At 70.1% G+C, this 21,175-nt stretch carries 22 protein-coding genes; 13 read left to right on the forward strand and 9 right to left on the reverse strand.

Annotation, left to right across the window (positions count from 1 at the left end; all coding sequences use genetic code 11):
- From YWY_RS0109245 to pknB, 7 genes are all read left to right on the forward strand, one after another.
- Nucleotides 1-471, forward strand: a 471-nt coding sequence (locus YWY_RS0109245; protein WP_028847393.1) for an FHA domain-containing protein, incomplete at its 5' end; no start/stop codon positions are given.
- Nucleotides 472-690: 219 nt separating this feature from the next.
- Nucleotides 691-1,155, forward strand: a complete 465-nt coding sequence (locus YWY_RS0109250; RefSeq protein WP_028847394.1) for an FHA domain-containing protein FhaB/FipA — start codon at nt 691-693, stop codon at nt 1,153-1,155.
- Nucleotides 1,152-2,564, forward strand: coding sequence for a PP2C family protein-serine/threonine phosphatase (locus YWY_RS21085; RefSeq protein WP_084609140.1), 1,413 nt, complete (start codon nt 1,152-1,154; stop codon nt 2,562-2,564). The genes YWY_RS0109250 and YWY_RS21085 overlap by 4 nt, the downstream gene beginning before the upstream one ends.
- Nucleotides 2,564-4,054: an FtsW/RodA/SpoVE family cell cycle protein gene (locus tag YWY_RS0109260; protein WP_028847395.1), complete on the forward strand. Its 1,491-nt coding sequence runs from the start codon at nt 2,564-2,566 to the stop codon at nt 4,052-4,054. Before YWY_RS21085 ends, YWY_RS0109260 begins: the two co-directional genes overlap by 1 nt.
- Nucleotides 4,051-5,550 (forward strand): peptidoglycan D,D-transpeptidase FtsI family protein, encoded by a 1,500-nt coding sequence (locus YWY_RS0109265; protein WP_028847396.1) that lies wholly within the window; start codon nt 4,051-4,053, stop codon nt 5,548-5,550. Before YWY_RS0109260 ends, YWY_RS0109265 begins: the two co-directional genes overlap by 4 nt.
- On the forward strand, nt 5,547-6,971 hold the full coding sequence (locus tag YWY_RS21090; RefSeq protein ID WP_084609141.1) for a protein kinase domain-containing protein: 1,425 nt from the start codon (nt 5,547-5,549) through the stop codon (nt 6,969-6,971). Before YWY_RS0109265 ends, YWY_RS21090 begins: the two co-directional genes overlap by 4 nt.
- Before the next feature lie 27 nt (nt 6,972-6,998).
- Nucleotides 6,999-8,993 (forward strand): Stk1 family PASTA domain-containing Ser/Thr kinase, encoded by a 1,995-nt coding sequence (pknB, locus tag YWY_RS21095; protein ID WP_051310098.1) that lies wholly within the window; start codon nt 6,999-7,001, stop codon nt 8,991-8,993.
- 245 nt (nt 8,994-9,238) lie between these two features.
- Here the strand turns inward: pknB and YWY_RS0109280 are convergent, their stop codons facing one another.
- A complete protein-coding gene (locus YWY_RS0109280) occupies nt 9,239-9,880 on the reverse strand; it encodes an aminodeoxychorismate/anthranilate synthase component II (RefSeq protein ID WP_028847397.1) in 642 nt (213 codons plus the stop codon).
- A 116-nt stretch (nt 9,881-9,996) separates the two neighbouring features.
- Between YWY_RS0109280 and YWY_RS21100 the strand changes: the two genes are divergently transcribed.
- Nucleotides 9,997-11,205, forward strand: coding sequence for a saccharopine dehydrogenase family protein (locus YWY_RS21100; protein WP_038044899.1), 1,209 nt, complete (start codon nt 9,997-9,999; stop codon nt 11,203-11,205).
- Here YWY_RS21100 and YWY_RS21105 read toward each other — a convergent pair.
- Nucleotides 11,153-11,380 (reverse strand): hypothetical protein, encoded by a 228-nt coding sequence (locus YWY_RS21105; RefSeq protein ID WP_038044900.1) that lies wholly within the window; start codon nt 11,378-11,380, stop codon nt 11,153-11,155. The two genes, YWY_RS21100 and YWY_RS21105, sit on opposite strands and share 53 nt — an antisense overlap.
- Nucleotides 11,381-11,481: 101 nt before the next feature.
- Nucleotides 11,482-12,315, reverse strand: a complete 834-nt coding sequence (locus tag YWY_RS21110) for a class E sortase (RefSeq protein WP_038044901.1) — start codon at nt 12,313-12,315, stop codon at nt 11,482-11,484.
- 134 nt (nt 12,316-12,449) lie between these two features.
- On the opposite strand from YWY_RS21110, the gene crgA reads away from it, so the two are divergent.
- Together crgA and YWY_RS0109305 are read left to right on the forward strand one after the other, a co-directional pair.
- On the forward strand, nt 12,450-12,716 hold the full coding sequence (gene crgA, locus YWY_RS0109300; RefSeq protein ID WP_028847479.1) for a cell division protein CrgA: 267 nt from the start codon (nt 12,450-12,452) through the stop codon (nt 12,714-12,716).
- Nucleotides 12,717-12,818: 102 nt separating this feature from the next.
- Nucleotides 12,819-13,244, forward strand: a complete 426-nt coding sequence (locus YWY_RS0109305; protein ID WP_038044922.1) for a PH domain-containing protein — start codon at nt 12,819-12,821, stop codon at nt 13,242-13,244.
- A gap of 10 nt (nt 13,245-13,254) precedes the next feature.
- Here the strand turns inward: YWY_RS0109305 and YWY_RS0109310 are convergent, their stop codons facing one another.
- Together YWY_RS0109310 and YWY_RS0109315 are read right to left on the reverse strand one after the other, a co-directional pair.
- A complete protein-coding gene (locus tag YWY_RS0109310) occupies nt 13,255-14,169 on the reverse strand; it encodes a rhomboid family intramembrane serine protease (RefSeq protein WP_245566615.1) in 915 nt (304 codons plus the stop codon).
- Between the two features lie 23 nt (nt 14,170-14,192).
- Nucleotides 14,193-14,735: a peptidylprolyl isomerase gene (locus YWY_RS0109315; RefSeq protein ID WP_028847400.1), complete on the reverse strand. Its 543-nt coding sequence runs from the start codon at nt 14,733-14,735 to the stop codon at nt 14,193-14,195.
- Between the two features lie 104 nt (nt 14,736-14,839).
- On the opposite strand from YWY_RS0109315, the gene YWY_RS0109320 reads away from it, so the two are divergent.
- The gene (locus tag YWY_RS0109320; RefSeq protein WP_156899168.1) at nt 14,840-15,631 is read left to right on the forward strand and encodes a hypothetical protein; all 792 of its coding nucleotides are present in this window, start codon (nt 14,840-14,842) and stop codon (nt 15,629-15,631) included.
- 143 nt (nt 15,632-15,774) lie between these two features.
- Here YWY_RS0109320 and YWY_RS0109325 read toward each other — a convergent pair whose 3' ends face one another.
- The 3 genes from YWY_RS0109325 to YWY_RS0109335 all read right to left on the reverse strand — a co-directional run bounded on the left by YWY_RS0109325 (nt 15,775) and on the right by YWY_RS0109335 (nt 18,422).
- Nucleotides 15,775-16,206, reverse strand: a complete 432-nt coding sequence (locus YWY_RS0109325; protein WP_028847402.1) for a DUF6918 family protein — start codon at nt 16,204-16,206, stop codon at nt 15,775-15,777.
- A 117-nt stretch (nt 16,207-16,323) separates the two neighbouring features.
- Nucleotides 16,324-17,505 carry a hypothetical protein gene (locus YWY_RS0109330; protein WP_028847403.1) on the reverse strand — a complete coding sequence of 394 codons (1,182 nt, stop codon included), beginning with the start codon at nt 17,503-17,505 and terminating at the stop codon, nt 16,324-16,326.
- A gap of 122 nt (nt 17,506-17,627) precedes the next feature.
- The gene (locus tag YWY_RS0109335; protein ID WP_156899169.1) at nt 17,628-18,422 is read right to left on the reverse strand and encodes a hypothetical protein; all 795 of its coding nucleotides are present in this window, start codon (nt 18,420-18,422) and stop codon (nt 17,628-17,630) included.
- A gap of 202 nt (nt 18,423-18,624) precedes the next feature.
- Here YWY_RS0109335 and YWY_RS0109340 point away from each other — a divergent pair, with 202 nt between their 5' ends.
- The gene (locus YWY_RS0109340; protein ID WP_028847405.1) at nt 18,625-19,533 is read left to right on the forward strand and encodes an NAD-dependent epimerase/dehydratase family protein; all 909 of its coding nucleotides are present in this window, start codon (nt 18,625-18,627) and stop codon (nt 19,531-19,533) included.
- Nucleotides 19,534-19,576: 43 nt separating this feature from the next.
- Entirely contained in the window at nt 19,577-20,209 is a 633-nt protein-coding gene (locus tag YWY_RS0109345) for a TetR/AcrR family transcriptional regulator (protein WP_028847406.1), read from the forward strand.
- Between the two features lie 111 nt (nt 20,210-20,320).
- Here YWY_RS0109345 and YWY_RS0109350 read toward each other — a convergent pair whose 3' ends face one another.
- A complete protein-coding gene (locus tag YWY_RS0109350; RefSeq protein WP_028847407.1) occupies nt 20,321-21,097 on the reverse strand; it encodes a crotonase/enoyl-CoA hydratase family protein in 777 nt (258 codons plus the stop codon).
- Between the last annotated feature and the right edge of the window lie 78 nt (nt 21,098-21,175).

A 21,175-nucleotide genomic window follows, 5' to 3' on the forward strand; every position in this document is an offset into this window, starting at 1 on the left:
GGCCAGCCCGGCTACGACCAAGGCGGCTACGGCCAGCCCGGCTACGACCAAGGCGGGTACGACCAGGGCGGCTACTCCCAGCCCGGGTACGACCAGGGCGGGTACGGCCAGCCCGGCTACGACCAAGGCGGGTACGACCAGGGCGGATACCAGCCGCCGGCCACCCAGACCAGCCGTCAGTTGACCGCCACCCTGCACCTGGAGGACGGTTCCAACCGCACCTACAACCTCAAGCAGGGCGGCAACGTCATCGGGCGCGGCCAGGACGCCGACTTCCGCCTGCCCGACACCGGTGTGTCCCGTCGTCACCTGGAAATCACCTGGGACGGCCAGAGCGCCACGCTCGCCGATATCGGGTCGACCAACGGCACGACCGTGAACGGCACCCCGGTGCAGACGTGGCAGCTGGCGGACGGCGACGTCATCCGGGTCGGTCACTCGTCGTTGACCTTCCGCACGACGCCCAGCTGAGCCTGCCCCTGGCGGGAGGCACCGGTCGGCGGCGCTCCGCAGCGGCTGGTCCACCGTGTCGTGGTCGCCCCCTCGGTGACCGCGGCCCTTCCTCCGACATGCCTCGTGGCATGCCGGCACGGACCTGTTTTCTGCTGGTGGTGCACACCCGCCGACCAGGCATGGGCATACTCGTGAATACACCCCTACCGGCTCGGAAGTGGAAGCGGACCAACTGCGATGCCAGAGCTCGTCGTGCAGCTGACCAGAGCGGGCTTCCTCGCCTTGCTCTGGTTGTTCGTCTTCGCGGCGTTGCGGGTGGTCCGGTCCGACCTCTACGCCGCGTCCGGACTGCGGGTCGAGTTGCCGGGACGGCGGGACAAGCAGGCCAAGCGGCCGATCGGCGGCCGCAAGACCGCCCGCCAGCTGGTCGTCACGCACGGCGCACTGGCAGGCACCCGCATCGCGCTGGACGGCCGTCCCATCCTCATCGGCAGGGCGGACGACTCCACACTGGTGCTCGACGACGACTACGCATCCACCCGACACGCCCGGTTGTCGCTGCGCGGAACCGACTGGTACGTGGAAGATTTGGGTTCGACCAACGGCACCTACCTCGACCGGGCTAAGGTCACAGCACCACTCCGAGTGCCACTTGGGGTACCCATCCGGATCGGCAAGACGGTGATCGAGCTTCGCCCATGACCCTTGTGCTTCGTTACGCGGCCCGCAGTGACCGGGGCCTGGTGCGGTCCAACAACCAGGACTCGGTGTACGCCGGACCACGCCTGCTCGCCGTCGCGGACGGCATGGGCGGGCACGCGGCAGGCGAGGTGGCCAGCAAGGTGGTCATCGCCGCCCTGGCGCCGTTGGACGACGACGAACCGGGCGACGACCTGCTCGGCCAGCTGCGGGAGTCCGTCGCAGGCGGCAACAGCGCCATCGCCGAGCTGGTGGCCGCCGACTCCGAGCTGGAGGGCATGGGCACCACGCTCACCGCGATCCTGTTCTCCGGCAACCGGCTGGGCCTGCTGCACATCGGCGACTCACGGGCCTACCTGTGGCGGGACGGCAAGCTGACCCAGATGACGCACGACGACTCGTTCGTGCAGAAGCTGCAGGACGAAGGCCGCATCACCGAAGAGGAAGCCGAGTCCCACCCGCAGAAGTCGCTGCTGCTCAAGGCGCTCACCGGACACGAGGTGGAGCCGAGCCTGACGATCCGGGAGGCGCGCGCGGGCGATCGCTACCTGCTCTGCTCGGACGGCCTGTCCGGGATGGTCTCGAAGGAGACGCTGGAAGAGGCGATCCAGATCCCGGACCCGCAGGAGTGCGCCGATCGCATGATCGAGCTCGCGCTCAAGGGCGGCGGCACGGACAACGTGACGGTCATCGTCGCCGACGTGGTCGACGTCGACTACGGCGACGACGCGCCCATCGTGGGCGGCGCCGCCGGTGACGGCACGGACGAGGCTCCCCGCCTCGACTCGCCTGCGGCGCGGGCACACGCGCTCACCTCGCCCCCGCCACCTCCGCCGCAGCCGCTGCAGCTGGAGGAACCCCCGGACCCACGCGCCAAGCGCCGCAAGCGCTGGAAGCTCCTGTTCGGCCTGGCCACCGCGATCGTCGTGCTGGCGGCGGCCGCGATCACCACGCGGTACTTCGTCATCCAGCAGTACTACGTGGGGATCCACGACGGCGAGGTGTCGATTTTTCGCGGCATCCAGGGCGACATCCTCGGCGTCGAGCTGAGCAGCCTGGAGCAGCGCTCGTGCGGCCCGGCGGACGGCCCGGCCTGCGAGCCGCTGATGGCCGCCGACCTCGAGGAGAACGTGCAGGACCTGCTGCGCAGCGGAGTGAAACGGCAAAGCCTGGACGAGGCCCGCACCTACATCCACACGCTGCGCACCAAGTTCGTCAAGGACTGCGTACCCCCCGAGGACGGCACCGGCGATCCGAGCGGCAGTGGCATCAAGCCCCCCGACAGCGCCACCAATGCCCCCGGTGGCAGCGGCCAGAAGGGCAGCGACGGCGGCCGCAACCACGCCAACGGCCAAACGCAAGCGCCTGCGGCACCCACGCAACGTTGTCCCGATGACGGCGGCGGTGGCTGATGAGCCGGCCGGTCGGGTTGGCGGGTGGAAGGAGCGACGGGTCAGCCACCAGCCCAGGTATCGGCCCGCTCGGTAAGCCCGCAACACGCCGCGGCACCGAGGCCTGGCTGCTCGGGTTCGCCGCGGTCATCATGACGTCCGCCCTGGTGCTGGTGGAAGCCAACCAGGAGCAGGAGCTCACCTGGGCCATCGTCTGGTACGGCCTGGCCTACTTCGGCGTCTTCCTCATCGCGCACGTCGCGGTGCGACGCTGGGCGCCGTACGCCGATCCGCTGATCCTGCCGTCCGTGGCGGTGCTCAACGGGCTCGGCCTGGTGATGATCTACCGCATCGACCTGGCGCTGGCGGCGAAAGCCGAACAGATCGGCACCACACACACCGGCGACGCCCCGAAGCAGGTGATCTGGACGGCGATCGCGCTCGCCCTGTTCCTCGCCGTGCTCATCCTGATCAAGGACCACCGCACCCTGACCAGGTACGGCTACACGTGCGGCCTGGTCGGCCTCGTCGCGCTGGCGCTTCCCGCGCTGCTGCCGCGGTCGCTGTCCGAGATCAACGGCGCCAAGGTGTGGATCAAGCTCGGCTTCTTCAGCATCCAGCCCGGCGAGTTCGCCAAGATCCTGCTGATGATCTTCTTCGCGGCGTTCCTGGTCTCCAAGCGGGACCTGTTCATGTCCGCCGGGAAGCGGGTGCTCGGCATGGAGCTGCCCAGGGCGCGGGACATGGGGCCGATCGTCATCGCCGCCGGGGTGTGCCTGGGCATCTTCGTGCTGCAGAAGGACCTCGGGCCCGCGCTGCTGTTCTTCGGCGTGGTGCTGGTGCTGCTGTACGTGGCCACCGAGCGGTTCATCTGGGTACTGCTCGGCCTGACCCTGTTCAGCGTCGGGTGCGTGATCGCGTATTCGCTCTTCACCCACGTGCAGCAGCGGGTGGCGAACTGGATCGACCCGCTGGCCACCTACGACCAGCCGGGCGGCGGCTACCAGATCGCCCAGGGCCTGTTCGGGCTGGGCACCGGTGGGGTGTTCGGCACCGGGCTGGGTTCCGGCAGGCCGGAGACGGTGCCCGCGGCCAACACCGACTTCATCACCGCCGCGATCGGCGAGGAGCTCGGCTTCGTCGGGCTGGCCGCGGTGCTGATGATCTACCTGCTGCTGGCCATGCGCGGGCTGCGCGGCGCGCTCGCGGTGCGCGACACGTTCGGCAAGCTGCTCGGCGGCGGGCTGGCGTTCGCCATCGCGCTGCAGGTGTTCATCATCGTCGGCGGCGTCACCAAGCTCATCCCGATGACCGGTATCACCACGCCGTTCTTGTCCTACGGCGGGTCGTCCCTGCTGGCGAACTACATACTGGTGGCGTTGCTGCTCCGCATCTCCGACGCGGCGCGCAGGCCACGCAAGCCGCAGAAGCCGCGCCCGCAGCAGCCGGCGATCGCCGAGCAGCACACCGTCATGGTGCAGGCACCGGACGGGCCGGGTGGTAAGTCATGAACACGCCGCTGCGTCGCGTCGGGTTGGCCATGCTGGCGATGGTCGCGCTGCTGCTGGCCAACGCGACCTACATCCAGGTGGTCGATGCCGACGACTACCGCGACGACCCGCGCAACCAGCGCGTGCTGCTGGAGGAGTACTCGCGGCAGCGTGGGCAGATCATCGCGCGGGACGGCAAGATCCTGGCGCACAGCAGGGCCACCGGCGGCCGGTACGAGTACCAGCGCCGCTACCCGAACGGCCCGATGTTCGCGCCGGTGACCGGGTACTACTCGCTGCGCTACGGTTCCGGCGGCATGGAGCACGCGGAGAACGAGATCCTGGCGGGCAACGACGCCCGGCTGCTGGTGCGGCGGCTGTCGGACATGTTCACCGGCCGTGACCCACGGGGCGGCCACGTCCGACTGACCATCGACCCGCGGGCGCAGGAGGCCGCCTACCGGGCCATGGTGGAGCGCGGCCACCGCGGCGCGGTGGTGGCGCTGCGGCCGGACACCGGCGAGATCCTGGCCATGGTCTCGGTGCCGAGCTACGACCCGAACCAGCTCGCCTCGCACGACGGCCGCAAGCAGGAACGCGCGTGGATCAGGTGGAACTGCGATCCGGACAGCGACTCCGGCTGCCGGGAGCACGGCAACCCGATGCGCAACCGGGCGATCCAGGAGTTCTACCCGCCCGGGTCGACGTTCAAGCTGGTGGTCGCCGCCGCGGCCCTGGAGAACGGCGCGACCAAGGACACCAAGGTGGAGTCGGCGGCCAGCGTGGTGCTGCCCGGCACCAGGACGTCGCTGTCGAACTTCGCGGGCACGCCGTGCCCGGGCTCGACGCTGGAAGCGGCGCTTGCCCACTCGTGCAACACCGCCTTCTCCAAACTGGCCGCCGAACTGGGCGCGGACAAGCTGCGGGAGACCGCGGAGAACTTCGGCATCGGCATCGACGACCTGGAGATCCCGATGAGCGTGGTGCCGTCGCACCTCGGGGAGCTGGCCTCGGATGCCGAGCTGTACCAGGCGGCCATCGGGCAGCGTGACGTTCGCCTGACGCCCTTGCAGGACGCGTTGCTGTCGGCGACCATCGCCAACCGTGGCATGGCGATGCGGCCGCAGTTGGTGCGGGAACTGCTGGCGCCGGCCCTGTCCAGCCTGGACGAGTTCGAACCGGAGGAGCTGACCGGCGAGCCCGCGCTGAGCGCGGAGAATGCCGAGGTACTGCGCGACATGATGATCAAGTCCGAGCAGAACACGCGGGGCGCTGGCGCCTACTCCCACCTGAAGATCGCGTCCAAGACCGGGACCGCCGAGCACGGCGCGCGGCCGAAGGAGACGCCGCCGCACGCCTGGTACACCGCGTTCGCCCCGTACGACGACCCGAAAGTGGCCGTCGCGGTGATCGTGGAAAGCGGCGGCAAGCACGGTGACCTGGCCGCCACCGGTGGCGCGCTGGCCTCGGAGATCGGCCGCATCACCATGGCCGCGGTATTGGAGGGTGACCAGTGACGCTCTCCGCCGGCCAGCTGCTCGCCGACCGCTACCGCCTGGACACCCGCATCGCGGTGGGCGGCATGGGCGAGGTGTGGCAGGCCTCGGACACCCGGCTGGATCGCACCGTGGCGGTCAAGATCCTCAAGGCCGAGCTGTCCGGGGACGCGGAGTTCCTGCACCGGTTCCGTACCGAGGCCCGCACCACGGCGTCGCTGAACCATCCGGGGATCGCCGCGGTGCACGACTACGGCGAGGCGTCATCCGGCGTGCCCGGCACCGAGCCGGGCAACGACCTGGCGTACCTGGTGATGGAGATGGTCAGCGGCGAGCCGCTGGCAGGCATCCTGGCCAGGGAGGGCCGGATCGCGCCGGAGCGGCTGCTGCCCATCCTGGAGCAGGCGGCGCGCGCGTTGAACGCCGCGCACGAACGCGGCTTGGTGCACCGGGACGTCAAGCCGGGCAACATCCTGGTGGTCCGCGAGGCGGACGGTTCCGAGACGGTCAAGATCACCGACTTCGGCATCGCGAAGGCGGCCGACGCGGCGCCGGTGACCCGTAACGGCATGGTGATGGGCACGGCGCACTACATCGCGCCCGAGCAGGCCATGGGCCACGAGGCGACGCCGGCCAGCGACGTCTACTCGCTGGCCGTGTGCGGGTACGAGTGCCTGGCCGGGCGCCGTCCGTTCGTGTCGGACAGCGCGGTGACCGTGGCCATGATGCACATCCGGGACACCCCTCCGGCGTTGCCGCCCGACGTGCCGCCCTCGGTCCGCGCGCTGATCGAATCGACGTTGGTGAAGGACCCCGCACAGCGGTATGCCAACGGAGGCGAGTTCGCGAACGCGGTGGCGATGGTGCGGGCCGGGCACATGCCCCCTGCTCCGGTCGGCGTCACCCGCACCCCGCCGAGCGGCCTGCCGGTCGCGGGTGGCCCGCTGGGACCACCGTCCCATCCTGCAATGATGCCGGTGTCCGCCCCCGGACCGCCCACACCGACCCCCGGCGCCCCGGCGTATCAGCCGCAAGGTGTCAAACGCGCGGTGTGGCCTTGGGTGGTCTTGGCCGTCGTCGGCGTCACACTGGTCGTCGTGGCGGCGGTGCTGCTCCCGCAGCTGCTGTCGGAGGACTCCGACGGCGATCCCCGCCCTGGCGACGGCGCCACGCCGTCCAGCCAGCAGGTGCCGCACGACCAGGGACCGGGGATGGCGCCCGAGCCGAACCCGCAGCAGCCCCCGGCCCGGCAGGCCCCGGCCACGTCGCCCGCGCCGGACGCCGGCAAGCCCGATCAGGACGAGAATGAGCAGCCCCAGGAGCAACCGAGCCAGCCCCCTGCCGAGCAGGAGAACCCGGCGGCGCCGTACGACGCGCCGGATGCCGGCTTCGGAGCCAACCTGGGCGGTGACCACGTGCGTCAACCCGTTGAGGGGTGGTAGGCGCCTGATGAAGAGGACGACACTGCAATGAGTGCCCCTAACCTGCTCTCCAACCGCTACGAGCTGGGCGAGACGCTCGGCTACGGCGGCATGTCCGAGGTGCACCGCGGGCACGACGTGCGGCTGGGCCGCGAGGTGGCGATCAAGATCCTGCGCGCCGACTTGGCCCGTGACGCCGTCTTCCAGGAGCGTTTCCGGCGCGAGGCGCAGAACTCGGCAGCGCTGAACCACCCGGCGATCGTCGCGGTGTACGACACCGGCGAGACGCAGACCGAGTACGGGCCGCTGCCCTACATCGTGATGGAGTACGTCGAGGGCCGGACCCTGCGCGACATCATCAAGACCGAGGGCCCGATGGACCAGCGGCGGGCCATGGAGATCATGGCCGACGTCTGCGCGGCGCTGGACTTCTCGCACCGGCACGGCATCATCCACCGCGACGTCAAGCCGGCCAACGTGATGATCTCCCGGACCGGGGCGGTCAAGGTGATGGACTTCGGCATCGCCAGGGCCATTCACGACGGCCAGGCGGCGATGACCCAGACCGCGGCGGTGATCGGAACCGCCCAGTACCTGTCGCCGGAGCAAGCGCGCGGCGAGTCCGTGGACGCTCGGTCGGACGTCTACGCGGCGGGCTGCGTGCTGTTCGAGCTGGTCACCGGCCAGCCACCGTTCACGGGTGACTCCCCGGTCTCGGTGGCCTATCAGCACGTGCGGGAGGATCCGGTCCCGCCGTCGACGCTGAACCCGGCGGTCAGCCCCGAGCTGGACGCGGTGGTGCTCAAGGCACTGACCAAGGGCCCGGCCAACCGTTACCAGTCGGCCGCCGAAATGCGCTCGGACCTGATCCGGGTGCTGTCCAACCAGCGCCCGGCCGCGCCGATGGTGATGTCGGACGAAGAGCGCACCCAGGTGCTCAGCGCCGCCCGGCCGACGGACGAGTACGACGAGGAAGACGAGGAAGACCGCAAGCGCGGTCGCCGCAAGCTGGTGGTGGCGCTGGCCGCGCTCGGCGTCATCGGCGTGTTCCTCGCGCTGTGGCTGGGTGGCTTGTTCGATTCCGGCGAGGAACGCATCGCGGTGCCGAACATCATCGGTCAGCAGAAGCCGTCGGCCGAGATGACGCTGCGCGAGGCCGGGTTCACCAACATCAAGTGGCAGCCGGTGAAGTGCATCGCCACCGAGTGGGGCGCCAAGCCGGCCTGCGACAAGGAGCAGGACAAGCTCAAGGTCCTGTCCACCGATCCCCGGCACGGGGTGCAGATCGCCAAGAACGACCCGATCTCGGTGCGCTACGGCGTGCTTCCGGACGAAGTCACCATGCCGACGGTGACCGATCGCACCAAGGACGAGGCGATCAAGCGGCTGCAGGAGAAGAATCTGCTGGTCAACCCGGAGATGGAGGAAGTGCCCAACGACGATCCGGACAAGGCGGGCCGGATCGCCGAGCAGGACCCGCCCGCGGGCACGAAGGTCCTCGAGGGCTCCGAGGTGACGCTGAAGATCTACGCCCAGCCGGAGATGGTCACCGTCACCGACTACACCGGCAAGATGTTCGAGGAGGCCAAGGCCGGGTTGGAGGCCCTCGGCCTGAAGGTCGAGCGCCGGGACGTCGACTCGGACGAGCCGGAAGGCACCGTGGTCGGCCAGTCGCCGAGCAGCGGCGAGGTGGTCAAGGGCTCGGTGATCACGCTCGAGGTGTCCAACGGCGCGAACGCCGAGATCGAGATGCCGTACCTGGTCGACCTGACGGTGAACGAGGCCAAGGCGAAACTCGCCGAAGCCGGGCACAAGGGCAGTGTCGAGGTGGTCGAGGAAGCCACCGACGACCCGAACAAGGACGGCCGAGTCGCCTCCACCGAGCCCGGCGAACGTTCGAAACTCAAGGCGTCGGACAAGGTCGTGCTGCACGTCTACCGGTATCAGGATCCGGGCAACGGCGGCGGAGACGACGACGGTGGCGGTGGTGACGGCTCCGACTGTGGCGGACCGTTGCAGCCAGCCTGCCCGCCAGGGCAGTAGCCAGGGCGCCGAGCAGCGAGCGGCGTCGACGAGCGGCAGCGATCGCGCCGTAGGCCGTGGTCGCTGCCGCTCGTTCGTTGCCACGGGCTCGGCGGCACCGAGGCAAGCACGACTTCGGCATGAGAAGTCGATTTGTCGACAAACATCGCTCGGACACGGCCGCCCTGTCCGGGTGGGACTGATCCTGACGGGCTGGGCCGACGACGGGCGGCGGGATCGGCCGCCTGGTGATTCGCGGCCCGAACTCAGTGCAACGCGGCTTCCTGCAGGGCCCGGGTGGCGTTGACCAGCTCGTTCACCTTCTCGTCCGGCACCGGGTGACCGGCGATGGCCAGCCAGTTCGCCAGCATGCGGTGCCCGTACTCGGTCAGCACCGACTCCGGGTGGAACTGCACGCCCTCCACCGGCAGCTCACGGTGCCGCATCGCCATGATCACCCCGGACTCGGTGCGCGCGGTCACCTCGAATTCCTCCGGCACCGTGTCCGGCAGCACCGCCAGCGAGTGGTACCTGGTCGCGGTGAACGGGCTGGGTAGGCCGGCGAACACGCCCTTGCCTTCGTGGTGCACCTCGGACGTCTTGCCGTGCAGCAGTTCCGGGGCGCGGTCGACGGTGCCGCCCCAGGCAACGGCCATCGCCTGGTGGCCGAGGCACACGCCGAGCACCGGTTGCGCCGCCTGAGCGCAGCGACGGATGACCTCGATGCTGCTGCCCGCGCGCTCCGGCGTGCCAGGCCCCGGGGAGATCAGGACGCCGTCGTATCGATCGAGCGCGGCCAGATCGACCGCGTCGTTGCGCTGCACCGTGCAGTCGGCACCGAGTTGCGCCAGGTACTGCACCAGGTTGTAGACGAAGCTGTCGTAGTTGTCGACGACCAGGACGCGCATGCATCAAGGCTATCCGGCGCCGCCCAGCGATCCTTGTGCGCGACCGGGAATCCGGCAGGCGGCACCCGGCTCGCGCCGCATACCGACGGTAGGCGAATGCGTCTACAGTGGGGCGCATGGCCGATCGACGGTTCGACATCGTGCTGTTCGGAGCGACCGGGTTCACCGGGCAGCTGACCGCGGAGTACCTGGCTCGCAACGCCCCTGGGCAGGCGCGCTGGGCGCTGGCCGGACGGAACCGCGCCAAGCTCGAGGCGGTCCGTGACCGCCTGGCCTCGATCAACCCGGCCTGCGCACGGCTCGAACTGCTCACCGCCGACGTCACCGCACCGCACACCCTGACCGGGATCGCCGAATCCGCTCGGGTCGTGATCACCACCGTCGGCCCCTACCTGACCTACGGCGAGCCGCTGGTGGCGGCGTGCGCCGCCGCAGGCACCGACTACGTCGACCTGACCGGTGAGCCGGAGTTCGTCGACACGATGTACCTGCGCTACCACGAGCAGGCCAAGAAGTCCGGCGCACGCCTGGTGCACGCGTGCGGGTTCGACTCGATCCCGTACGACCTCGGGGTGTACTTCACCGTCCGGCAGCTGCCCGACGACCAGCCGATCCACGTCGACGGCTTCATCCGTGCGGGAGGCGCGCCGTCCGGCGGGACGGTGGCGTCCGCGCTGGGCGCGATGGGCAGGCTCCGGCAGGCCCAGGCGGTGGCCAGGGCTCGCCGCCGTGCCGAGGAGAAGCCGCGTGACCGGACCGTGCGTGTGGTGGCGGGCAAGCCGCACCGCAACAGCGTGGCGCAGGCGTGGGTGTTGCCGATGCCCACCATCGATCCGCAGATCGTCGCCAGGTCGGCCGCGGTGCTCGAACAGTACGGGCCGCGCTTCACCTACAGCCACTACGCGGCCTTCCGTCGTCTGCCGGTCGCGGTCGGCACCGCCGCAGGCACGGCGCTGGTGGCCGCGGTGGCGCAGATTCCGCAGGCCAGGAAGCTGCTGGGCAAGCTGCGCGAGCCCGGCGACGGCCCCGATCCGGACACTCGCGCCAGGGGCTGGTTCACCGCACGGTTCCACGGGGTGGCGAACGGCCGCAGCGTGATCACCGAGGTGTCGGGCGACCGCGATCCCGGCTACGAGGAGACCGCCAAAATGCTCAGCGAGTCCGCGCTGTGCCTGGCCTTCGACGACCTCCCGCCGACGGCCGGCCAGGTCACCACCGCCGTCGCCATGGGCGATGCACTCATCGAGCGGCTGCGCAAGGCCGGGATCAGCTTCACGGTGCTGGAGAAGCCGCCTGCGCATCCGCCCAGCCGGCCGCGCCGCTGACCGCCGTCGCGGTTGCGACGCTGCCCACCAGGACGTCGTTGAACGGCAGCATCGGCTCCAGCCAAGGGAAGACGATCAGCATCAGCACGGCCACGGCGGCAGCGGCGAGCACGACCGCCAGGATCAGCCGCACGGCGAACGGTCCGGGCAGGTGCCGCCAGATCCACGCGTACATTCAGCCCCTCCGATCGGCTCGAGCGGGTGACGGCGGACCGGATGGCGGCGTCCACCGCCGCCCGGTCGCGGCGGTGGACGCCGCCTGGTCCAGGCGCCCATTCAGCGTCCTCCGATCTGCCGCAGCACCCTCGGATAGCCGGCCGGGCCGTGCTGGTCGTCCCGGTCGGCCACATCCTTCGAGAACTGATTGGTCAGCACGGCGTGGATGACCAACCGCTGACTGTTGTCGTACTCCGGATGGCTCGTGGTCAGCGTCAGCAACGCCTTCCGCTGCGCGATCGGCAGCGTGGAGTCCGCCCGATACGGAACCGCCGCCACGGCGTCCGAGCGGTCCGGCGCCACCACCTTCCGGCCGAGGACTTGCCGGTACTCGCGGTCGTCGGCCAGCGACGGTACCTGAGCGCAGTGCGGATCCGTCCGCCTGCGCTGCTCCCAGCTCGCGTGCTCGCCCGCCATCGGCAGTACCCGGTAGACCAGGAAGTCCCGGCTGGTCTCCAGCACGATCGCATCGCACGAACGCAGCTCGTCCACCCACCGGAACGGCGCGCCCCGGCCTACCCGGTGCCCGGCGATCGCCACGTTGCCCGGCTCGCCAGGCAGGGCCGAATGCGGGTAGTGCCCGGGCCCGACGGCCAGCTCGTCCCTGCCCACGCCCTCCACCACAGCGAACCGGTAGTCCGTGCCGAAAGCGGGAACGTAGAGCCGGGCGAACGGCTTGCCGCGGATCAACGCGGGGCGCTGCCGCTGTGCCGCGGCGGCCGCGAATGCCCGGTCCAGCTCCGCTTCGGCGCTGCGCTGCCGCTCGGCCGTCTGGAAGCCGGTGACGTAGAGGGCGTAGACCACGAACAGCAGCACCACTACGCCCGCGGTGATCAGCAGCTCGCCGACGGTACGCAGGACGCGATACCACACCCCGAGCGACGGTCGGCCCACCTGGCACCCCCGGGATCCCGGTACATCAGCGGCGGTCGTTACGTTAACGTGGGAGCAGACGGCTCGTGACGGCTCCGGCCTGCACAGATGCCGAACTGCAACCGCGACAGCGCAGTGGTGAGAGGGTCCGAACCATGCCGAAATCGAAGGTCCGCAAGAAGACCGCGTACACGCCGCCGTCCAACCGGACCACACCGGTCAAGGTCAAGGCGCAGGGGCCGTCGCATCCGCTGTACAAGGCCGTCATGTTCGGGCTCATGCTGCTCGGACTGGCCTGGCTGGTGGTCAACTACCTGGCAGGCGACAAGATCGGCTTCATGGCCGAGCTGGGCAACTGGAACTTCGCCATCGGCTTCGCGCTGCTCATCGCCGGCCTGCTGATGACCATGCGGTGGCGGTGACCCCGCGAACACGCGGAATTACACCCCTGTAACCGATCCCCATTGGGGACAACTCCTGTGGATAACCTCTCGGACAGCGGCCGCCCTGTGGACAACCTGGGGATGACCTGGGGCCCTCGCCGCTCGGTGATCGTGGCACTCGGCCTGGTGGGGATCGGGTGCGCGATCGGCGCGACGCTCTACGGACGCGACGGCGACCGGCTGGGCGCGCTGCTGCTGTGGCTGGGCGCCCTGGTGTTCGTCGCCGTCACCGCGTACGGCTCGCTGCTCAACCCTCGCCTGTTCGCCAACGAGGTCGGGGTGGAAGTGCGCACCATGAAAGGCGTGCGGTCGGCCGAATGGCGGCACGTCGAGGCCAGGGTGACCACGACAAGGCGCCTGGGCCGGGACACCCGCACGCTCGAGCTCGAGCTGGCCGACGCCGACGACGTGATGGCCGACCCCGAGTTGGTGGTGCTCGGACAGTTCGAGCTCGGTGCCGAACCGGACGACGTCCTGGCAGACCTCAACCGGCTGCGCTCGTCGTGACGACCGGGCCTCAGAGCAACGGCGCGAGCTGCGCAGCCAGCTGCGCGTCCCGCACCAGGAACAAGACGACCAGCGCCACCGTCACCGCCACGACGGTGCCGACCTGAACCGGAGTGCGGACCTTCGCCGGGGCGTAGACCAACGCAATGGTCACCAGCACGCCGACCGCGAACCCGCCCAGATGGCCGAGCCAGGAGATGCCCTGCACCCGGAAGCTGATCACCAGGTTGATCCCGATGATCACCACGATGAAGGTCAGATCCAGCCGCAACCGGATCGCCGCGACCAGGATCGCGCCGAGCAGCCCGTAGATGGCCCCGGAAGCGCCCGCGGTCCACTGCCGGATGTCCTCGAACAGGTACACCGCGACGCTCCCGCCCAGCAGCGACACCACGTACAGCGCGACGAACCTGGCCTTGCCGAGCAGCTGCTCGAGGTCCCTGCCCAGAAACCACAGCGCCACCATGTTCATCAGCAGGTGGAACGGGCCGATGTGCAGGAACGCCGAGGTGATCATCCGCCACCACTCCCCGGCGGCGATCAGCGGCGGCCACAGCGCACCCTCGAGGAACAGACCGGACGACTGGTTGTTCATCACGTCGCCGGCCTCGGCCGCGGTGGCGACGTAGACCAGCCCGTTGAGGGCGATCAGCAGCGGCGTGATCACCACGCGGTCGGTCACCCGCGCGCCGGCCACCGTGCGCGGGCCGAAGCCCCGGCTGCGGGTCAGCGCCGCGCGGGCCTTCTCCTCCCGGCGGGCCGCCGCCACGCAGTCGATGCACTGATAACCGACGGCCGCCTCGCGCAGGCAGTCCGGGCAGGCGGATCGCTCACACCGCACGCAGCGCAGCCCGGTGGGCCGGTCCGGGTGCCACCAGCAGGTCGCAGGCGCGGCCTGGGGACTTCCGGGTTGCGGTTCGGTCACCACTCACCCCACATGGCGGGCCGTCAACCCACCGTCACTCGCTCGATCACCACGTCTTCGATGGGCCGGTCGGCGGGCGGCCGGGTGGGCACCGCGCCGATCTTGTCCACCACTTCGCGCGACTCCGCGTCGGACACCTCACCGAAGATCGTGTGGAGGTCGTTCAGGTGCGGCTGGGGGCCGAGCGTGATGAAGAACTGCGAGCCGTTGGTGTTCGGGCCCGCGTTGGCCATACCGATCAGGTACGGCCGGTCGTAGCTGTTCTTCTCGTGGATCTCGTCCGGGAACTGGTACCCGGGGCCACCCCGTCCGGTGCCGGTCGGGTCCCCGCCCTGGATCATGAAACCGTCGATGACCCGGTGGAAGATGCAGCCGTCGTAGAACGGCCCGGACACCGATCCCTTGGCGTTCGGCCGGGTGTACTCCTTGGTGCCCTGCGCCAGGCCGACGAAGTTCGCCACCGTCTGCGGGGCCAGTTCCGGCCACAGGGTCAGCCGGATGTCCCCGAAGTTGGTGTGCAAGGTCGCACGGGTTGGGGTACTTCTACTGTCAGTCACCCGATACATCGTGCCATCACGAGCGAAGAACAGCGGCAAGGGGCAGGATGGGTGACAGACCTGTTGACAAGATCCCTTGCACCGTCGAGCTATCCGAATACGAGGTGAAGGCCATGACGACGGCCGCAGAGAAACTGGCCGACACGCTCAGCAGCGGCGCCGAGGAGGTGGCCAAACAGTCCCGCCGCGCCCGCAAGAAGGCGGAGAAGACGGCCAAACGGGCGCGCAAGGACATCGCCCGCGGCGCCAAGGCGAGCCGCAAAGCGGCCAAGCAGGAGGTGGCTCGTCGTCGGGAGGAGTTCCGCAACACGGTCATGCAGACCAGGGAGCAGCTGAGCAAGCTGGAGGCCGACCGGAAGGCCCGCAAGGCGGCCAAGAAGGAGGCACGGGACACCATCCGTCAGGCCGCCGAGGAGTTCCGGTCGGCCGCGCAGGCGTCGAAGAAGGCCAAGAGCGCGGCGAAGGCCGCGGGCAAGCAGACCAAGGCCGCGGAGCGCGCGGCGGCGCCGGTGCAGAAAAAGAAGAAGCGGCGCTTGCCGAAGCTGATCGGCCTCGGGCTGATCGTCGGCGCCGTGGCGTACGCGATGCGGTCCAAGCAGGAGCAGCAGTCGGCGGCCACACCGCCACCTCCGCCCGCGCCGAAGCCGACCACGGCGAACCCGTCGGGTGAGCCGAGTTCCGGTGCCTCCGGCAAGTCCGGCACGAGCGGCACGGCGTCCAGCGGGACGGCGGACACCGGCAAGGCCGCATCCGCCGCCGAGGACGCCCCGCCGACCGCGGAGTCGCAAGCGGATGCCGGCGGCTCCGGCAAGAACGCCGACTCGTCGGGCGGCACGCAGTCGGCGAAGTCCAAGTCCAGCTCGGGCAAGCACTCCGCGAAGGACGACACGTCCGGCACCGCCTGACCGGCGCTGGGCAGGGCTGGTCGCCGGAGGAGTGGAGCCGCCGGACGAACCGGCGCAGGGCGATCACCCGGAGCGAGGCCAGGTACAGGAAAACGGCCCGTCGAGCGCGTGCTCGGCGGGCCGTTTCCGTGCTGAGGCTCGGGTCAGCTGGTGTACTTCTCGATCACCGTACCCAGCGCGGGAAGGGCCTCCTCCACGTTCTTCTTCCCCTGCGGGCGCAGCTTGTTGTACACCTTCTTGATCGTCTCGCGCTGCGACTTCTCCGCGCGCGCGTCGGTCACCGACAGCATCGCGTCGGACACCTCGTCGGCGCGGCCAGCCAAGTACTCGCCGAACGACCCGCCACCCGACTGGGCGTACTCGGCGTAGAACGGCTCCAGCCGCTCGACGAAGTCGTCCAGCAGCGAGTCGATCGCTGCCTCGATGATGCCCGGCTTGATCTTCTTGACCAGCCCGTAGCTGCTCTTGATGGCAATGCCCTTCTTGTCAACTTCGGTGTCGACCAGCTGGTTCAGGTCGGACACCACGGAAGGACGAGTGGACGAGTCCAGCAGGGCAGACTTCAAAGTCGTCACGGGTACTGCCTTTCACCTAAGTACTGGGGGTGATCAAGATGCGCCACACGGTAATGCACGCCCGAGCAGCGCCGATGCTCGGGGTTTCCATGTCGCCGTTGACTGCGTGCGCTACCGTCAAATGATCCGCTGACCGGTAGCGACGCTAACGAGTCCGGCCGTGTCGGGCCGGTGCGCGCCGACGCCGGTCGTCGGCAGTTCGTCGATCGCTTCCTCGGCACCGTACAGCTCGTCCAGCGGCAGGTAACCGCTCATCGAACCGACCTGGGACGGCTCCACCGGGTCCGTCGACGTGCCGCGGAACGCTTCCGCATTCGACCGGGTGCGGCCGAGCTTGTCCGTCTGCAGTTCACGGTCCAGCGGGATCTGGACGTGCTTGTTGGACGTGGCCTCGGTCAGTTCCGGAACGTGGAACTGCGTCGTCGGCAGGTCACGCTCCGCCCGGGCGGGCATGCCCTGCTCCAGCGCGGCCAGCGCGTCGGTCAGGCCCGGGTACTCCATGGTCGGCAGCTCGGCGCCGGGCAGGTCGGGCAGTTCGGCTTCGGGAAACTCGGGAAGTTCGGCCTCGGGAAGCTCCGGCAGGTCGGCGCCGGGCAACTCCGGAACGTCGGCCTCCGGCAGGTCGGCCGCGGGCAGAACGGCAGGCCCAGCCAGGTCGAGCTGCCCCACGGCGGGCAGCAGGACGGTGTCTTCCACGAGGTCGGCCGCCGGGATGTCCGACCGCACCGACGGCGGCGCGACGACGCCGTCGACGGGCAACGCCGGCACCCCGGTTGCGGGCAGCAAGTAGTCGGATGGGTTCAGCGCGAACGGGTCGAAGTCCTCCGGCTCCGCCACCTCGTCGGCCGCCAGCAGGTCGTCGAGCGGCCCGACGAACGGGATGACGTGGTCCGCCGGACGCTTCGCCGCCCGCTCGCCGCTGCCGGGAACGGCCTGCTGCACCGCCGCACCGAGCCGCGCAGGCACCTGCTCCAGCTCGGGATGCGCGCGACCCTGCGCCGGAACGCCCAGCGGTTCGGTTCCCCGGACCGCTTCCCCGAGCCCCTCGGGCCGCCCGCCGTCGGAGAGCTCGCGCGGAAGTGTTGCTGCCACGTTCGTGTCCTCGCTGTCGATCAACGCGGGTTGCTCAAGATCAAGTGTGGTGGGATCGACGGCCGCGGGCACCGTGGTGTCGACGGGCGGTAGCACGCCGTCGGTCGGCACGATGCCGTGATCGGCCGCGGCGAAACCGGCCCCCATCATCCACAGGCCACCGGTGACGACCGCGGCCTGGATGCCGCGACGGGTCCTCTGCTGCATGGTTCTCCTTCGCTTGTTCCGGTCGAATTGCTGGAAAAGGGCACAAGCAAGGCCCGCGTACCCGCCAGGGCGCCGGCATGCGCCGACATGCCCGAGCGAGGGACCGCGGGCCTTGGCTGGTGCTAGTCGGGGGAAGTGCCGGGCTGATCGCCCGTGCTGACAGTGCGGCCGTGTGGCGTGTTCGTCACCACCAGGACGTGGTCACCGTGGTACGTCGTGGCCGCGGGAATCGTGCCGACGAAAGCGAGCATCGACAGGTGTCCGGCCGAGCCGCCGCACGTGGCGGCCGCCGGGCACGACGTGACCGGCGAAGACGGCACAGCCGGAACGGACTCCGGGTGGTGCACTGCCTGCTCACCCGTCCGGTCTTCCGGGACATCGGTGCCGGGTGCGGATTGCAGCTTCGTGCCGGACGTTGCCGTGTCGTCCGCCTGCCGCGTCGGGTCAGCGACCTCGGCACGGTCGCTGTCGGCACGGTGAGTGCCTGCCCGGTCCGCCCCCAGCTCGCTCACGTCGCGGCTGTGATCGGCGGACCACTGGACGGTATCCGGCAGCGGAAACCGGTCGGGTACCAGTGACTCGATCGCCATCGCCTCGGCCGGTTGGACGGCCGGAACCCCCACCTGATGCGGGGCGGCCACCTCGGTGACGACCTGGTCGGCGCCGGACAGCCGCGGGGCTACCCGGTCCGCCGCTTCGGTGAGCCGGTCACCGCCGTGTTCGACCACGTGCACCGCGTCGGTCACGGGCATCGACGGCTCGACGACCCGGTCGTCCTCGGCCGATGCGGTTCCGGAGGCGAGCGCCCAGGCGACCGCGGTTCCGGCGATCGTGCCACCGAGCACGGCACATGCACGGACGAGCACGCGGGTCAACCCGCCGCTGCTCTCCGCAGAACGCCGTGCCTGGCCACTCACAGCGCCGGATACTGCCCTCGGGGGCCGGACGTTGAAAACGTGCGGAGCGGCGGGTTGACCGGGAAGTGTGATCACGAGATCCGCTCGTCGATGCAGAGCGACCGTTGATCGAAAGCGACCCGGGTCACTTGCCCTGGCACGGGTCCGGCGCCGAGAGTCGGGGCCGAGTCACGTCAAGCGAACACGACGAGGTGGTCATCGCATGAAGGTCTTCCTCACCGGCGGCACCGGGGCGATCGGCAGGCACCTGGTGCCGAAACTCGTCGAGGCCGGACACGAGGTCAGCGCCCTTGCCCGCAGCCCGGAGAAGGCCGACGGCCTGCAGCGGCAGGGCGCCACGCCGGTGCAGGTGTCGTTGTTCGACGCCGAAGCCCTGGCGGCGGCGTTCGCGGGCCACGACGCGGTGATCAACCTCGCCACCGCGATCCCCTCGACGGCGCGCTATGCGTTCCGGCGCGCCTGGCGGGCCAACGACCGCATCCGCACCGAAGGGTCGACGGCCGTGGCCGAGGCCGCGCGGTCCGCCGGTGTCGGAAGGCTGATTCAGGAATCCGTGGTGTTCCTGTACCCGGATCGCGGTGACGAATGGATCGACGAGACCGTCGAGCCGGACGTCTTCCCCATCCTGGAAGCGAACCTGGTGGCCGAGCGCAACACGCGCGAGTTCGGTGAGCAGCACGGGGCCGGTGTCGTCCTGCGCTTCGGGCTGTTCTACGGGCCGGGCTCCAGCCACAGCGACGAAATGCTCAGCTTCGCCCGCAAGCGGTTCGGCGTGCAGCTGGGCAGGCCGGGGGCCTACCAGCCGGCGATTCACCTGGAGGATGCCGCGTCCGCGGTCGTGGCGGCGCTGGACGTTCCGTCGGGCACCTACAACGTGTGCGACGACGAGCCGCTGACGGCTCGGGAGTTCACCGACGCCATCGCCGCCGCGGTGGGCCGTCGCCCGTGGCTGCGCGGCCCGGGACGGCTGACGTCGCTCGGTGGGCGCAACACGGCGGCCCTCACCCGCTCGCAGCGCGTCAGCAACCGGCGTTTCCGGCAGACCGCGTCGTGGTCGCCGCGCTACCCGGACGCCAGGGCGGGCTGGGCCGCGGTCGTCGCCGCCGGGTGAGCCCGGGTGATCACCCGGCCCGCTCCTGCCATACGGTGACGACATGTCGACGTCCATCCCCGGGCGCCTCCCGCACGGCAGGCACGGCTTGTCGCGCGAGGAAGTGGAGCGGTCACAGCGGGATCGCCTGCTGCTGGCCGCCGCGTCCGCCATGTCCGAGAAGGGCTACGCGCGCACGGTCGTCGAGGACATCGTCAAGCAGGCCGGGGTGTCCCGGGAGACGTTCTACCGGATGTTCCGCTCGAAGCAGGACTGCTTCATGGCGGCGTTCCGGCGCGCGGGCGAGCTGTTGATCAGCCACATCTCGGCACGTGCGGAAGCCGGCCGGGCAGCCGATGATCCGGTGGAGCGATTCTCGGCCCTCTTCGAGGCCTACCTGGATGCGCTGGCCACGCACGCGACGTTCGCGCGGCTGTTCTTGGTCGAAGTGCACGCCGCGGGGCGGGAAGCCATCGAGGCGCGGCTGGCGCAGCAGACCTGGTTCGTCGACGCGATCGCCGAGGTGTTCGGCGTACAGACCGCACAGGGGCGCCTCGCATGTCAGATGGTCGTGGCAGCAACCAGCGCCATGGTGACCGGGCCGCTGGTGTCGGGCGACATGGACGCGCTGCGCGCGCTCGGTCCGCAGATCAGCAGCCATGTGCGGGCCCTGCACGAAGCCGGCCTGCTCGCCTGAACGCCCGACCCCGCCGGGCCCAGCGGCCGTCCGACCTCCGGAGAGCGGTCCGGTACCGGTGGCGGAGGTGATCGCCCGCCGCGGGTGCCGGCGAAGCCGGCTCGTGAACGCTCAGCCGAAGCTCCCGTGGCGGCCCTCCCCGGCGGAGAACCTGGCCGCACCCGCGACGGCGTCGGAGCGCAGCGACTCCAGCCCGATGCTCGTCTCGAACCGCAGCGCCTGCTCCTCCGACATTCCGGCCTGCTGATAGGCGGACCAGCGGTCGTTGCGCATGCAGGTCTGCGGGAACGAGGTCAGCCGGCGAGCGAGCGCTTCCGCTTCCTCCCGCGCAGCGCCCGGGTCCACCACTTGGTTGACCAAGCCGAACGACAGCGCTTCCTGCGCGTCCACCGGACGGCCGGTGAGGATCATGTCCATGGCCCGGCTCATGCCGATCAGCCGGGGCAGGCGCACCGTGCCCCCGTCCACCAGTGGGACACCCCACCGGCGGCAGAAGACACCGAACGTGGCGTCGGATGCCGCCACCCGCAAGTCGCACCACAGCGCCAGCTCCAGGCCGCCCGCCACGGCATAACCTTCCACCGCGGCGATGACCGGCTTGCGCAGCATCATCCTGGTCGGGCCCATCGGGCCGTCGCCGCTGTGCGACACCTCGTTGCCCCGGTCGGTGCCGATCGCCTTCAGATCGGCGCCCGCGCAGAACGTACCGCCTTCGCCCCACAGCACCGCGACGTCGGACTCCTCGTCGGCGTCGAACGCGCGGAAGGCACTCGCCAGTTCGCGGGCCATCGGTCCGTCCACCGCGTTGCGCCGTTCCGGGCGGCTGAGCACGACGGTTGTCACGCGGTCGCGCTTCTCGACGCGGATCGACTCGTACTGCTGTGTCATGCGTTCCTCTCTCACCGGTCGGGTGCCCTCGGCGACCTCCGGCCCGGCCGTGCGTCACGAGCAAGCCTGGCACACGGA

Source organism: Thermocrispum agreste DSM 44070 (assembly GCF_000427905.1).
GTDB classification, from domain to species: Bacteria; Actinomycetota; Actinomycetes; order Mycobacteriales; family Pseudonocardiaceae; genus Thermocrispum; species Thermocrispum agreste.